The organism is Pedobacter nyackensis (genome assembly GCF_900176505.1).
Classification (GTDB): domain Bacteria; phylum Bacteroidota; class Bacteroidia; order Sphingobacteriales; family Sphingobacteriaceae; genus Pedobacter; species Pedobacter nyackensis.
Genome location: NZ_FWYB01000005.1, coordinates 79,076 through 95,086, shown reverse-complemented (window position 1 = coordinate 95,086; position 16,011 = coordinate 79,076). Strand labels below are relative to the sequence as shown.

8 protein-coding genes are annotated in these 16,011 nt (G+C 40.4%); all 8 read right to left on the bottom strand.

Features of this window, described 5'->3' with window-relative positions:
* Positions 1-16 precede the first annotated feature (16 nt).
* Positions 17-1,462, bottom strand: coding sequence for a RagB/SusD family nutrient uptake outer membrane protein (locus B9A18_RS11370; protein WP_084289414.1), 1,446 nt, complete (start codon positions 1,460-1,462; stop codon positions 17-19).
* A gap of 10 nt (positions 1,463-1,472) precedes the next feature.
* A complete protein-coding gene (locus B9A18_RS11365) occupies positions 1,473-5,039 on the bottom strand; it encodes a SusC/RagA family TonB-linked outer membrane protein (RefSeq protein ID WP_235005302.1) in 3,567 nt (1,188 codons plus the stop codon).
* Between the two features lie 257 nt (positions 5,040-5,296).
* Positions 5,297-6,505 carry a FecR family protein gene (locus tag B9A18_RS11360; protein ID WP_084289412.1) on the bottom strand — a complete coding sequence of 403 codons (1,209 nt, stop codon included), beginning with the start codon at positions 6,503-6,505 and terminating at the stop codon, positions 5,297-5,299.
* A 68-nt stretch (positions 6,506-6,573) separates the two neighbouring features.
* On the bottom strand, positions 6,574-7,194 hold the full coding sequence (locus tag B9A18_RS11355) for an RNA polymerase sigma factor (RefSeq protein ID WP_084289411.1): 621 nt from the start codon (positions 7,192-7,194) through the stop codon (positions 6,574-6,576).
* A gap of 106 nt (positions 7,195-7,300) precedes the next feature.
* A complete protein-coding gene (locus B9A18_RS11350; RefSeq protein WP_084289410.1) occupies positions 7,301-9,730 on the bottom strand; it encodes a TonB-dependent receptor in 2,430 nt (809 codons plus the stop codon).
* A gap of 85 nt (positions 9,731-9,815) precedes the next feature.
* A complete protein-coding gene (locus tag B9A18_RS11345) occupies positions 9,816-10,298 on the bottom strand; it encodes a DUF2147 domain-containing protein (protein ID WP_159452643.1) in 483 nt (160 codons plus the stop codon).
* Positions 10,299-10,514: 216 nt separating this feature from the next.
* Positions 10,515-12,728, bottom strand: coding sequence for an IPT/TIG domain-containing protein (locus B9A18_RS11340; RefSeq protein ID WP_159452642.1), 2,214 nt, complete (start codon positions 12,726-12,728; stop codon positions 10,515-10,517).
* Between the two features lie 32 nt (positions 12,729-12,760).
* Positions 12,761-16,003, bottom strand: coding sequence for a TonB-dependent receptor (locus B9A18_RS11335; RefSeq protein WP_084289407.1), 3,243 nt, complete (start codon positions 16,001-16,003; stop codon positions 12,761-12,763).
* Positions 16,004-16,011 lie beyond the last annotated feature (8 nt).

Genomic DNA, 16,011 nt, shown 5'->3' with positions numbered 1-16,011 from the left:
TCCTTAGATTTAATGATTAACGTGGATTCTGTTCAACTCCGGACAATGTAACTTCCGATGGCACCTGCCATAATTTCCTATTGTCCTCAGCCTTTAAAGTAAACTCAGCACCATTAGCATCGTAATGCACTACAGGTAATTTATGCCTTAAAATATCCAGCCAACGCATTCCTTCATGCACAAATTCTGCTTTCTTCAAATCGAGCAATGCATTAAAAAAAGCTTGTTTCGTGTCCGTTGTAGTGCCAGCATAAAACGTTTTAATTTTAGCTTCTGTGAAATTCTGCGTTGCAGGATTATAGGTTGTCACCCTTGTGCTAATCAGCGTATTCATATCTGTTAGGGCTTCAGGGTATTTCTCCTGCATGATATAAGCTTCGGCACGGTTTAACAACACCTCTTCGGTAGTTAACAATGGAACCATTACATAACCTGTCCCTGTGGAAGCATTTATATTTGTGCGCACAAAATGTTCAACAAATTTTAACACATAATAAAATGTTGAGCTGTTAGAATAAATCGCATAGCTATTCAAAGGAGTCCCTACAGGGGCAATGATGGCATTTAATCTATTTTGACTAACAGAATATACCGGTCTTTTATAATTCCTTCCTAATCTCGAAACAGTTTCAGCAAGCAACAAATTACCAGGACTGGCTGCGTTGGTATATGCAGCTTCTAATTGAGTAGCATTGAAGGTCGCGTAAGATTTCCATGGTCTTACATTATCCGCAAAATTGTTTGAAGGAAATGCAAGATTCGCATATTCAATAACCTTTACAGCGTCTTTCTTGAACAAGTAATAGCGACAAGCAAAAGCATAGGTAGCTTTACGGGTAAAGTGATAAGCAGGCACTTTATAGTTATCAACAATTAAAGGCATACCTTCCAAAAGGTCCTTTTCTATCTGCTGATAAGTATAGGCTACTGTTTTCCGATCATACTTTTTAAACACTACAGTCTCAGGATCAGTCACATATGGAACTCCGGAATCTGTTTCAGCAGTTGTCGGGTTATAGCATTTAGAGAACAGTGTAACCAACATAAAATGCGAATAGGCACGGGCAACCAGGGCTTCCCCCTTCTGCGCTGAATATGCCTGAGGATTAGATGCTTTGGCTATAGCAGCAAGCGCCTGATTAGCGGCCCCTATAGCAGTATAGCAGGCATTCCAATAATAAGTTGGGCTATCCTGATCCACAGCCTCTACATCCTTCCAGAAAAATCCATTTTGATTTACTGCGAAATCTATTCCTGTAGCACTTACAAATGCCGGAATATCAGACATAGATTCAGCCAGTAGCACATGATTAGCACGAGGATAAGCGGTAACCAGCAACTCTGATACCTTTGAAGGATTATTTAATGTAGTTCGCTCATCAGGAGCCTGATCAAGATATTTATTACATCCAGCACTAACGAATGCAAGCAATACAAAAAGATATATACTATATTTTTTCATGTTCTTTTATTTAAAATCCAACTTTTAATGACAGAGTAATTTGTCTTGGTATAGGAAGCGCAACACCGCCCGAACCAAAGAATTCAGGATCTTGCCCCTTCAGTTTTTTATCGGCATACACCAACCATACATTATTCCCCTGAAGCTTGAGCGATGCATTTTTTACGCCTAAAGCATTATTGTATTTCTTAGGAAGGTTATAAGCCACAGAAACCTGTTTAAGCCTAACAAAGGAGCCATCGGCAACACGATCACTCGAATAATTATAAGCTGTATATGGGTAAGCACCTAAAAGTGTAAGGTCTTTCCTCACCAAATAATCTGCAATAGAAGGGGTATTGGTATAATTCTCATCCAATGGTAAAGTCCAACGGTCTAAAAATTCTCTTGGCAATGCTTCATTGCCAAAATAACGGCTATCGAATACATTATTGAGTCTTATTTTATTACCAGCCTGATACGATACGAAGAAGTTAAATGTAAAATCCTTGTATTTGAACGTATTGTTAAAACCACCCGTATATGGAGGATCTACAGGACCTTCATATTTTAAATATTTAGTATTAGTACTTTGTACATAGACATCATAAGTCGAATTACCTTCCTCATCAATAAAGGTGGGCACACCAAATCCGTTTAGTTTTTGGAAATCAATAGAATAAAGCCCCCTAACAGCGCCTCCTTCTGCAGGGCCACCTTCAGAGATAATTAAATCGTAAATTCTCGGCTTGCTTTTTAAATTGGTGATTTTATTTTTGTTGTATCCAAACGTAAAATTGGTACTCCAGCTAAAAGTGGAAGTTTTAACCGGAGTTCCTCCCAGCGTAATTTCCACACCATGTGATTTCATATCGGCATAATTGGCTGTTTTTGTTGCCTCTCCTCCAATACCTGAGGTCAATACATCCCCAATTAAATCGAATCCGTTACGTTTATAGTAGTCGAGGGAAAAATTTAATCGACTTTGAAATAAGCCGAGATCAACCCCCACGTTGGTTTCATATTGCTTTTCCCAAGTCAGCTCCGAATTTTCCAAACCATCAATTACAATCCGGGTCTCTACTTCCGATAAACGAGGACGTCTGGTGGTACTGTTTAACAAAACTACAGAAGAGTTAGTGGCATCACCTAAACTAGCCGTCAATCCATATCCACCACGAAGTTTTAAATAGCTAATTGCATCAATCTTTTTCATAAAATCTTCCTGATCGATATTCCATGCACCACTAAGGGTCCATGTTGGCAACCATCTTGCCGTAGCAGAAGCGCCCATACGGTTACCACCATCATACCTTACAGTACCGTTAAAGATGTATTTAGAATCATAACCATAATTTGCATTTAAGAAAAATGCAGCATAACGATCATAAAATTTATTCCTGCCATAATAGTTGTAGTTACTTTCAAGCAGCATTTTAATGATTCTATAATCTGTAAATGGTGTACCGCCTTTGTCGTATTGATAACCATAACCATTGTTATAGCTGTTTTGTCGGTCAGCGAATTTGGTTTGCTGACCGATAAATGCGCCAACATCATGTTTACCAAACTTCTGCTTCCAGTCTATCTGATTTCTGATGTCATAACTCATCAGGTTGTCATCATTCCTGTTGTAAAAACCGCCCTGTGGTAAAACACTTACCTTGTCTATTACTTCCGGGTGATCAGGGTCATCATACAGGTACCTGTTTCCATTGGCAATAGTAGAGTTAGGCATATACCGATAAGCATTTGCCATATTTGAGTATTCTGTAATTTTATGTTCGCGGGTACTTTTTACATAACGCATAGCACCTACCGATTTAAACTCAAAATTTTTGATGAACTTATAATTCAATTCCCCTTGTAACTTAAGATCCATCATATCCAGATCGATATAATTGTTCTCCAACTCTTCGAGTATATTAAACGGCGCATAATTACGGGTAAAATACTCTAGATTACCGTTTTCATCGTATGCAGTCATCGTTCTGCTTGTATTTAATGCATAGCTAAAAGGGTTAATATCAAAGTCACGTGTATACTTACCCTCTACTACGTTACTAGAGCGGCCAAGTGTACCGGGTGCTCTTTGTTTCCTTAAAGCACCTGTTCCTAATATCCCTACAGATAATTTTGGAGATAGATTATAATTACCTCTTAAATTCATCGTATATCTTTTGGCCTCATCCGCCAGTGTCCATCCATTATCATCGTAATAGCCTACTGAAAAATAATGCTGCGATTTTTCAGAACCAGATGAAATGCTTAGGGAATGTTCCTGAACAAAGGAATTTTTAAAAAGTAAATCGAACCAGTCTGTATTCGCTGTGGCGTATCTTTTTAAAAATGCAGCCCTCCCTTCTGGGGTATTTACAATTCCAAATTTACCCGTGCTAGCGTCAAATGCATTAATTTGCTGGTACATTTTGGTGAATACCCCACCATGTTCACCATTAACGCTGTTAGGACCAAATCCTCCTTTTCTATACATCTCAGAATATACAGACATTTCCTCTGCAGAATTCATGATATTGTAAGTACTGTAGTTTGGTTTCAGAAAGGAAGAAAAGTTACCACTATAGTTAACAGCAGTATTACCGGCCTTACCTTTTTTTGTGGTAATAACCACTACCCCATTCATTGCCCTTGCGCCATACAAGGCAGTAGCAGATGCATCCTTAAGGATATTGAAACTCTCTATATCATCGGCATTAATTCCAGCCACAGATGACCCCAGCAGCGTAGTTGCATCTCCACTGGAAAGCTGGTCGTTGGAAATGTTAACCACATCTTCCAAAACCACTCCATCAACAACCCATAATGGCTTATTTTCTCCGGATATGGAAGTAGCCCCACGGACACGGATTTTTGGAGCAGTACCAAATGTACCCGATACGTTTTGTACCGATACCCCCGCAACTTTACCTTCCAGCATGCGGCTAATGTCTACCACACCATCCTGTTTTACATCAGCACCACTAATGGTCACCGCTGATCCGGTAAATAGCTTTTTATTGATATTCTGGAAACCTGTAACAACAACTTCCGACAAAGCTTTATTATCCTGTTTCAGCTTTATATTAAGTGAGCTTTTACCATTGGTAGAAACTTCCTGCATGACGTACCCAATCATAGTCACAACCAGTACTTCTCCATCATTCACTCTTATAGAAAACTCTCCATTAGTATTCGTTGATGTAGATTTAGTTGAGCCTTTAACCTTAATGGATACTCCAGGCAACGGCAATCCGTCCTCCTCGGCAACAATTCTTCCATTAATCAGCCTGTCTGGGACTGCATCTTTCACTTTAACAATGATGTTTGTATCTTCTATAGAAAAGGAAAGCCGTTTCTGGCTAAACACATCTCTCAGCACCTCTGATACATCTTTATCTTTTACCTGGACCTTAACTGTCCCTGCGCGTTCAATTACTTCATTATTATAAATGAAATAATAGCCGGTTTGTCGGCGTATTTCTTTAAATAGTTCTTTTAAACTGGCATCGTTCTTAGAAATGGTGACTTTCTGGGCAAAGCTTGATGCTGATGCCTGAAAGGTAAGTGCCAGAATAATAATCGCGGTTAACTTCATCATAAGGATGAGCTTTTTTATACCAATGACTGTCCTTTTTCGTTTTAATACGGAAAAGAAATGAGCAATAACGCTCGTTATTGAATGTGAATAATCATTCATATATTTGAAAATATAGGGTTAGGTGTTTGGTTGATTGACACAATTAAATAAGGGTAACCCTATAAAACCTGCCGCCAAGCAGGATTTCCGACCTTTCCGGGGCGCAATCCGGAAAGGTTATTTTAGGTTAACCTTTTACGTTTGTAGAGAGTAGTTATCTAGTCATGGTTGCCTCCTTTTGCTTTTTTAACAATAATTTGCTTATCGCCGATCACAAAATCTATCCCTCCGGTCTCCTCTATCAGCGCTAATATTTTCGATACATTATTACTTCTTGATATCATACCTGTGATGTATAAATCTGGCTTAGCACCCTGATAAACAACATCCACACTATACCATCTTTTAATTTGTCGCATGACCTGATCCAGAGGAGTATTGTCAAATTGGAACAAACCATTTTTCCAGTCCGTAACATCATCTATGTCAAGATTCCTTAAAGAGATATGGCTTGAGCCAGCTTTAATTGAAGCCTGTTGGCCGGGCCTTAAAACTTTTGAATCATTACCTAAATCAACACGGACCGACCCTTCTGCAAGCGAAACCTGCGTTTGTCCCTCCTCAGCGTAAGACATAATGTTGAAATGCGTACCCAAAACGTTTACTTCCGCAGCACCGGCTTTAACTTTAAAAGGATGCTGCTTATCCTTAGCCACCTCAAAATAAGCTTCTCCCACTAATGAAACATTCCTTTCATTCCCTGTAAAAACTGAAGGATAGGATATAGAAGATTCTGCATTGAGCCATACTTTAGTTTTATCAGGCAAAATCAACATGTACTGTCCTCCACTGGGCGTACTCAATGTATTGAGATGATTTTGGGCCATAGCAGATGTCTCATCACCGGCAGTTTTAGTCGCATCATACAATATCATTCCGTCTGCAGTCTTACTAATCTTTGTACCATTCTCATTGGCCAGCACACCTGTATCATGTCCATCCAGCACAATTTCAGTTCCATCCGCCAGCTTCAGGATGGCTTTGTTACCACCCGGAGCAATATCCTTTTTGACACTCGCCGTTAATGATTTCTGTTCTTTCTGTTGCTGATTAGCCCAGATCAGGATACCTACCGATACCACTACTATGATTGCAGCTGCAATGGGTAGTATGGTCGACCATAAAGACTTTACCTTGGTTTTCTTCCGATCATTAACAATGGAACCAAACATTTCTTCCCAATCTACATCATGTATTTCTGCTCCCGGAACAAGCGTTTTATATTGCTTGTCCATAATTACTTCCAGACGTTCCTGATACTCCGGAACCCCCATATAAGAAAACAGCTCCTTAACTTCATCAAGACTGCAAGATTTATCAAGATATTTACTTAGCAGGGTTTCAAACTGCTCATTTGTTTGGCTCATCAAAAATATAGCACCACTATTGGTGTGGATCTATAAACATAGATACATGGGAAGAGCCAAAGGACCGTTTAATTTGGATTATTTTTAAAAAAAGATAAAACGTTCAAAAGAAACGTAATAATCAAGGAATTACGAGCAAGAAATATTTTAATATACTTCAAGATCTCTACCATAATATTCTTAACCCGGCTTTTAGACAGCCCGGTTTCAAGCGCGATATTCTCGTGACTCATCCCCTGTTCGCGGCACATTCTGAATACCAATTGTTTTTGCTCAGACAACATAGAAAGCGCCTGATTGATCAACTCTCTGCTTTCTCTTAATTGTAAAGCCTCTTCAGTGGGGTTAACTTCGATCTGCATATTGGCCCATACAACTTTCATCATCTTTTCATCTCTGGCCACATTGCTCAAATAGCGCATGGTTTTATTACGTACTACAGTGTAAATATAATTGCGGGGATGCTCTACCGTGGTTAGGCTGACTCTATTTTGCCATAAGCTCAGAAAAGTATCCTGCACAATTTCTTCGGCATCGGCTTTGGAATGAATGAAATTCACTACGAAAGTAAATGTTCTGGCTTTATAGGTATCAAAAATCGACTTAAAAGCAGTTTCATCCCCCATCGCAATCTGCTGGAGTAATAGCTTTTCACCTATCAAATCATATATACCTACCTGAGCCGCCATATTTGCTCTTACTACTAATAATAAGAAAAAAATAGCCTGATACGACACTGTATCCGGCTATTTCGAAACGCAATATAGCAATATTTTAAAAGAACAGATGAAGCAACTAGTTCGTTTGCATCCCACCAACTCCTCCGCCCTGTTGCTGCTGTTCTTCCTTCTTCAAATCATCATTATTAACACCCTTTTTCTTTTTAGGCTGGGCATTGAAGTTCATCTTACCAAACTTATAGCTAAAATTAACACCAAAAGACCGCAGCGGGTAATGAATATTGGTGCTTTGAATTGAATTTGCAGTCGTATTTGTGGTTTTGATATTCAGGTCGCGGTTAAAAGGGTTCAATACATTTAAACCAATGGTTGCTTTTTGCTTTAAGATCTCTTTTTTCACTGCTGCACCATAAAAATACATCTTCTCTGTTTTACCCTGGAAGGTGCGCTTCGGTGCATTAATCACTCCCCAAAGTTCGGTGCTCCAACCTTTTGGCAAGGCATATGCCGATCTTGCGAAAGCGGTATAATTCAAAAATGTACCCGTATTCACATTATTATTTGTACCGTTAATCTCATAAGTGTTTAAACCCAGGTTAGCCATTAAAGTCCATTTTGGCTTTGGATTGTAGGAACCAAAAACATTCAAACCATAGGATTGGCTCGTACCCACATTAATATAAGTAGTTAGATTTTTACCTATTCCGTTTTCAACAATTGGCTGAATTGCGCTTTCAATTACATCCTGAGTATTGCGGTAAAATATAGAGGCGTTAATTACCGAACCTTTAATGAAAGTCGAATATCCCAACTCTATATTATCTGTTAACTCAGGCGCCAGTTTTGGATTCCCTTGCATCGGGTTAAACACATCGCTTTCATTCCTAAAGGGATTCAGATAAAACAAACTCGGACGTTGTACCCTACGGTTATAGCTCAGTTTAAGCGTACTCATCCCCTTTAAAGTTCGCGAGATGATCATACTTGGAAACAAGTTAAAATAATCGTTATCGAAGTTTAGGCTATTACCAGCCAAACCATCAATTTTAGTATACTCGGCTCTTACGCCCCCTTTAACTGTTATTTTTTTGGTTAGCTTAAAACTTAATACGCCATATGCAGCTGCCACATTCTGATCATAATCAAAGTCCTGTTGTGCCTGATCGTAATCACTTATGATGTTTCTGAAGATTCCTTTTAAACCGGTTTCCAAAACTGTGGTTTTGCTAAAAGGATAAGTGTAATCACTTTGGAGGGTATATTCATTGTTTTTACCGGTATTGTGACCTAAGATGAGCACATCAGGAATGCCTGCACTAATAAACTGATTACTAAAATCACTGCCGTTCCTGCCGGTCGACAATTGTGCTGAAATACTAAACTCCTCCCCTTCCTTTTTACTGGTCTTCCGGTAATCCACATTCCAGTCCAGGTTATTAAAGCTCATATCCATATCCCTGATATTGGTAGAGGCAATACCATTTCTAAGGATTTCAGACCTGCCTGGTCCACCATTCGAAAACCGATTCAGTTTCACATTAGTACTGATGTTATTGTAACCATTGATATCGTAGTCCATACCATAACTACCATTATAGCCAACCCTTGACCATTTAGAATAGCCATCTTGCAATGTCGTATTGGTTACTCCATCTACAGTAGCACTATTAAAAGTAACGACTTTAGAGTTTTGTGGATAGGCCTGATTTAGCCCCAAACTTCCATTTACAGACAAGCGTCCGGTTTTGGCACTGAGGTTAAAACTTCCATTATTAGAACGTGTACCTACGGTGGTATTTAAACTTCCGCTAACTCCTTCGGCAGTTTTTTTCTTTGTGATGATGTTAATGATACCGCCCGAACCTTCAGCATCGTATTTTGCAGAAGGGCTGGTTATTACCTCAACGCTTTTAATCTGCTCCGCAGGAATCATCTTCAAAGCGTCGGCAACGCTATTCGCCATTGTTCCGGAGGGTTTCCCATTGATTAAAACCCTTACCGCACTACCGCGTAACTGAACGTTTCCATTGATATCAACAGAAAGCATCGGCACCTTACGCATCACATCAGTAGCATCACCACCTGCGTTGGTAATGTCCTGTTCAGCATTATATACCAGCTTATCTACCTTATTTTCAATCAAGGCCTTTTGCCCGGTAATTTCCACTTCCTTTAAATTATCCGCTGTAGGGCTTATATAGACTACACCAACATTATGATCAGGTTTTTCAAGCGTAGTTTTAATCAGCACTACTTTTGTTTTATAGCCCATAAAGCCTACGGATAACTTGTACTCATCGGGACTTACATTTTGCAGCACGACTTTCCCTTTTTGATCGGTAACTGCACCATTTACAGATTTGCTATCCTTCACTTTGATTAATGAAACACTTGCATAATCTATTGGTTTTTTCGTTACTGAATCAAGAATTACTGCAGATACCCTACCTGTTACTGTAATTTTGGCTGCTCCACCCAGTGAGAATTGTGCTTTAGCACTAAACAACGTCCCCAAACCTATAAACAATGCTATAATTCGTTTCATATCTAATTTTCTACATAATTAGTAGACGAAATATAGAATTTGTTACACTACGAATTAAAAATGACACAGTAAACCTGAAAATTATTTAACGCTGGCCCTTATAAGGTAAAAAATCTATGCTTTTGCAAAGCATTTTAAATTGCCAGTAGCCTTTTACGCGTAAGCGCCCGCTATCTGTAAAAAAAGCACAGGAGCTCCATTCTTTGCCGCTGATTGAATCGTAAATGATGCCATCCTCCCAGCTATTCGACTCCTCTTTAAACCTCAGTTGTCTTAGTACTTCCATTCCCAAAAGCTTTCTACTTCTTAGTGCCGGGTTAGGATTTCTGAAGTCTACCCTGCTGTCTATTGGACTACTCACCTCATCTTCATCATCAAACCACAAAACTTTTGCTTTAAATTCGACACCTGACCTATAGATCTCAACAACGAGATTTTTCTGTTCAGTAATCCACTTACCAACAATTCTGTCAGGAAGATAATTATTGGAGGATTCCTTTAGTACCACGTTTTTGACATAGGCACTAGCGGAACTTTTTTGCGCATAAATAGGATTGACAGCTAACATAACCAAAAAGGTTATTGCTACCTGCCGAAGCAGTGAGGAGCTGTACATAAGTTAATAATATTTATGTGAGTAGAAACTATTGTAGAAGTTCGGAATTCTTTCTGAATTACACTAATATTTTTTGATTTAAATAATTCCTTGTATGAGTTTCCTATGGAAACAAAAAGGCCGGTATCGTTTTGAAACGATACCGGCCTTCATGCTATTGAAAAAATTCTACTTCAAAAACATCTTTCTAATTGCATTATTTCCCTGATCTACGATATAAATGTTGCCATCCTTATCTATAGCCATATCATCTCGGCTAGAGAATTCCGCCTCATTTAAACCGCCATCTTTATAACCTCTCGCAGGTTGTCTGGAGACGGTGCTGATCTCGTTTAAAATCATATTTATTTTTCGTGTTGTTTGGCTAAAGCCATCAGAAAAATAGAAATTACCCTGTCCATCTATAATATATCCTCTTGGTGTAACCAACATTGACTGATTTTTAGGCCCATCGGAATTTCCAAAATTCCCATCTCCTGCCCAGCTTCGCTGATTTGTACCATTACTTAGGTCAAAACGACTAATCAAAAGATTATCATTGTCAGTGTAATAGAAGAAAGAACCAATAATTACCGGTCTGGCTTGTTCATTGCCACCATTAAAACCTCGTACAACCGATCTAACTCCGGCCTTATCTACTTTTGTTAAGCTATACTGGGTTTGCACATATAAATCGCCATTGTCGTCAATAGCCAGCTTCCCCGGAACGGTCAGGTTCACGGCATAAGTACTTACCACACCTGCAGGTGTAATTTTACGAACGCTGCTATTACCACCATCTGTAATGTATAACACATCCTGTTTGTCTATTACCATACCCGATATGTAACTAAAATTGAATGAGGCAGAAGTGCCCGTGCCATTTTGGTTACCTGTTTGCCCTGAAGTACCGGCAAATACAGAAACAACACCTTGTGGTGTAATCTTTTTAATCACATGATTGGTGAGCTCCATCACAAACACGTTTCCATGGCTATCAACGGCAATACTTGCCCCACGGTCACGAATGCTCAGATCGGTTTTTCCCGGTCCACCCGCTAAAGTCATTACACCCGCTCTGTTAAAGTTTACTGGTGATATGGCGTTTTGCCCTCCGTTTACAACTTTTACAGGCCCCGTAGTTAATGCCGTCGGCGCAATCACCACCAGACTTGTAGCTGTAGCACTAATTACCTGTGCAGTTACTCCATTAAAAGTAACAGTATTTGCAGAAGCGTTCGTATTAAATCCTGTTCCGGTAATCGTCACCTCTGTGCCGGCAAGTCCATTATCCGGACTTAACCCGGCTATACCCAAACCCTGATCTTTAAAATCAGGCCCCTGAACAATCTGGTCGTTCACATTCAAAATAACTTTACCATCACCCGTTCCACCAGGAATACTTAAGGTAAGTTTGAAAGATGTAGCAGTTAATACCACCAGCTGCTTACCATTTACAGTTACCTTATTTTCATCTGTAAATGTGCTGAAGTTTAATCCTGTAATGGTCATTTCTGTACCGGCGGGTCCACTTAATGGAGTTACCGTTTCTATTACTGGCATCGGCACGAGTGTAAACATCGGCCCGGCTGCTTTTTGATTATTGATGGTAACCGATACCGGTCCGGTCTGTACACCCTCAGGTGCAACAACTACAAGATAATCAGCCGTTGCTTCTAAAACCATTGCCTGTTTACCATTGAAATCTACAAAATTACCAGCCAATACCTCATCAAAACCACCACCTGTAATTTTTACGTGCGTACCTTTCCCACCTGATGCAGGTTTAATTCCGGATATAACCTGAAACTTGAAGATTTGCCCCGAGGCCTCTTTCCCATCAACCTTAACGGTTACCGGTCCTGTGCCTGCCCCCTCAGGAACCTCAGCAACCAGCAGATTATCACTGGCACTTACCACCGTGGCTAACTTGCCATTTACATACACTTCGGCAGGTCCATTTGTACTGCTAAACCCTGCACCAGTAATACGGATATGAGCACCCGCAGCACCATTGGCCGGACTTATCGTCTGAACACTCAACTCCTGATAAGTATAAGTACCAATATTTAGGGTCTCATTGTTCACCTTCATCACAATTTCTCCGGTGCGTCCACCAGCAGGAGCCCTTAAAACAATAGCTGTTGAAGTGGCACTTACCACATCTGCTGCAGCACCACCAAAAGTTGCAGTTATTGCATTTGGAGAAGCCGGAAAACCTGTTCCCTCAATAGTCACCAGCGTTCCCTGGTTACCACTGTTCGGGTAATAATCTTTAACCTCAACCGGAACTTTTACAATTTCCACCTCATCTTTTTTACAGGCGCTAAACAGCACGATAAAAAGAGTCAATATACCGAACCACTTGCTAATGGAGGTATTAAATTTTCTTGAATAACTCATATTGTATGTCATATTTCGATTCATCTTCATCATTAAAACGTGTACCTTAAACCCAGCTGAACCTGAGTTCTTGATCCATAATAATCAATACTGTAAGGCTTGCCCGGCGATTTAAACTGATACAAAGGGTACTCTACCGAATTTTGCGAGGGAGGAAACAGCACCGGCGTTAAGCCCACACTGGAAGTAGAGTTGAAGGTGTTGGGGGAGAAATACTGAATACCCCAGCTTTTGTTGATCAGGTTGGTCAGGTTCATTACATCCGCAGTAAGCGTTATAAACTGCTTCCTATCTGATTTTACAAACAGATCGTGTGAAACATGTAGATCGGCCTGAACATTCCAGGGCGTACGGCCTTCATTTCTTTCTGTAAACTGCCCCCTTCTGCTGCTTAAATATTTATCTCCATCAATAAAACTGTTAAAAGCCTCGGCCTGTTGCTCAGCTGTTCCAGCTGTATTATTCTGGAAATAGCGGATCGCCTCATCAGTATTCGGAATATAAGCCAGACTCACCTGCTGTGGTAAGCCCTGTACGCTATTGTTAACCACGCCATAAGTAAAAGGACTACCCGATTGTGCACTCACAAATAATGAAACGTTAGTTTTACCTGCTTTACTCCACAACTTATTGTAACTGATGGTGCTCACAATACGGTTTCTGATATCAAAATTGCTATTGGCCAATACTGGATTGTTTGGCACCAGCGACTGGTTCAACTGCCAGTTGGATTCCATCGAGTTACGCACCCCATTGGAAAGATCTTTCGATTGTCCGTAAGTATAGGAAACAGAAGCCTGCAACTGATCAGCAATATTTTTACCGATACTTGCTGTTAAACTATAACGATAGCCTTTACTGGTGTTGCTTAACAAATAGGTATTTGAAAAACGCTGATCTACAGTACCACTATATACCGGTTGCTGATGACCTTTATCATAACCGTAATAGGTCGGGTTATCCTGCACGTTCAACTGTTGAAACAATACATCTTTGATGTTTTTGGTATAAATGGCATCTACACCTAATTTCCACTGGCTAGCAGAGGTGTAATCCAATCCCAAACTTGTACGCAGTACCTGAGGCATTACAAAACCATTATCAATTAAATCGATCTGGGTTTTACCACTATTAGGATTATTAGTAATTGAACCGTTTGCCTGAATAAAATCTGCAATACCATTTGGCCCACCTTTTAGCGGATTACTTCCCGGTACAAAAGGTTTCTGATCAGCCTTCTGGTCAAAACCACCATAACTGTTTCCATTGTTATAAAACGCATAAGCCAGCCAGGCCATAGGGATACGGCCGGTAAAAAGACCTGCTCCCCCACGTAATATTAAGCTTTGATCTCCATTCCAATCATACCTGAAACCTACCCTTGGCGATAGCTGCACCTTATTCAGGTACTTATTGGTGATCCTGCTTAAAGGTGTGTAATCATAGGTATTCCCGAAAAACGGATCAGCCAATGCCCTGCGCGTTTTATCACTCAGTTCAGGCCTGTCGCCCAGGTAAGCCATGTCTGCTCTTAATCCTGGAATTACCTTCAGCTTCTCCGAAACCCTGATTTCATCCTGCACATATAAACTGTATAAATTGATGTTAAACTTCGCGCCAGGGTGCGGCTCAATATAAGCGCGACTGTTATTCTCATAATTGTATGCACCACGTACCCGGTATGGATTGTTGTTCAAATAATCTTCAATACTTAAATAATCAACCCTTCCGTTCCAGGCATTTACAAAACCATAGGTAATATTGTAAAACTCATTATGTGTTCCCAAGGTTATGGTATGCTTACCCAGGTTCCAGTTTACATTTGCCGTAAGTTCCAGCGTACGCTGTTTCATATCAAAAATGCTGGCTTCGCGATCTGTGCCCAGGTAAATCGTGGTTCCTGGTGTTCTACCTGCAATTTGCACCTGTGGCAAACTTGGGTCGCCGAATGGATCCCTGGAATCATTTACGGCAGTATAGCCTACTAATAGGTTACCCGACAAGCTGTTGCTGAACCTGCTTTTCAGTTCGGCAACTGTAGAACTTTGGTTATTCTTCTGTGTAAAACCCATGCTACTGAACCTGAAATCCTGCTGATCGCGATCCATATGTGAGGCTTCGGAAATGATGGTATTATTTCTAATGGCCAACTGATGTCTATCATTGATGTTCCAGTCCAAACGGTTAAAAAACTTAGTAGATTTCGCATAAGTATTAAATAAACCTGCCGATCCTGCGTTGAAAAAGTTGGTAGCGCTAATATCCGCAGCATCCTTACTGCTTAAAATATGAGCCGTTTCAGCAATCCCCGCTATGAGCTGCGAAGGATCTTGTCTACGGGTAATCTCTTCATTACTAAAGAAAAACAATTTGTTTTTTATGATAGGGAAACTAATGCGAAAACCGGTCTGGTAATCATAGAAATCGCTGTTCATTTTTCCCAATGTCCCTACGCGATCGTTTCCTGTTACGGCAGCATTACGGCCAAAACCATAAACCGATCCACTTAAGGTATTGGTTCCGCTCCTGGTTACTGCATTCACAGAACCACCGGTAAAATTACCTATCTTCACATCGTATGGGGCTAAATAAACCTGCATATCCTCAATAGCATCGATCGATATGGGATTTGTTCGGGTAGAACTTCCTGCCATTCCAGAGGTGCCCGACTGACCGCCTAATGAAGGACTAAAACCAATGGCATCATTGTTAATTGCACCATCAATGGTTACGTTATTGTACCTGAAGTTAGTACCACCAAAACTATTGTCTTTACTGGCCTGAGGCACTAAGCGGGTAATATCGGTAATACTACGTGATACGGTAGCCATATTGCGGATCTGATCGCCACTGATGTTTTTACCCGATCCGTATGCACTGGCCTGCGGACCTCTTTTAGTGCCCTTGATAGCTACTTCCGACAGCTGTTGTGATGCGTTGCTCAATGCAAAGTTTAGTACCACAGCCGCTCCTAAGCGAATGGTAATCCCCTCACGTTTATCATTTTTCATGCTCATCATCACGGCTTCTACCACATAGGGTCCACCGATACGTAGATTGGGTAAATAATAATGACCGTTTTTATCGGTTGCCGTAGCATACTTTGTACCCGAGGGTTGATGTATGGCGGTAACAGAAGTACCCGGCAATGGTTCTCCTCCTGCATCCAGCACCTGCCCATTTAAGGTACCGCTGGTTTCCTGGGCAGCCGCCGCAAAAGGCAGCAGCATAACCAGGAGCAAAAATATTTTATGAATTGTATTTTTAACTGTCATCTCTAAAA

Excerpts from the sequence above, each read along its gene's own strand:
- B9A18_RS11370 (WP_084289414.1), bottom strand. The coding sequence starts at position 1,462 with ATGAAAAAATATAGTATATATCTTTTTGTATTGCTTGCATTCGTTAGT.
- B9A18_RS11365 (WP_235005302.1), bottom strand. The coding sequence starts at position 5,039 with ATGATGAAGTTAACCGCGATTATTATTCTGGCACTTACCTTTCAGGCA.
- B9A18_RS11360 (WP_084289412.1), bottom strand. The coding sequence starts at position 6,505 with ATGAGCCAAACAAATGAGCAGTTTGAAACCCTGCTAAGTAAATATCTT.
- B9A18_RS11355 (WP_084289411.1), bottom strand. The coding sequence starts at position 7,194 with ATGGCGGCTCAGGTAGGTATATATGATTTGATAGGTGAAAAGCTATTA.
- B9A18_RS11350 (WP_084289410.1), bottom strand. The coding sequence starts at position 9,730 with ATGAAACGAATTATAGCATTGTTTATAGGTTTGGGGACGTTGTTTAGT.
- B9A18_RS11345 (WP_159452643.1), bottom strand. The coding sequence starts at position 10,298 with ATGTTAGCTGTCAATCCTATTTATGCGCAAAAAAGTTCCGCTAGTGCC.
- B9A18_RS11340 (WP_159452642.1), bottom strand. The coding sequence starts at position 12,728 with ATGAGTTATTCAAGAAAATTTAATACCTCCATTAGCAAGTGGTTCGGT.
- B9A18_RS11335 (WP_084289407.1), bottom strand. The coding sequence starts at position 16,003 with ATGACAGTTAAAAATACAATTCATAAAATATTTTTGCTCCTGGTTATG.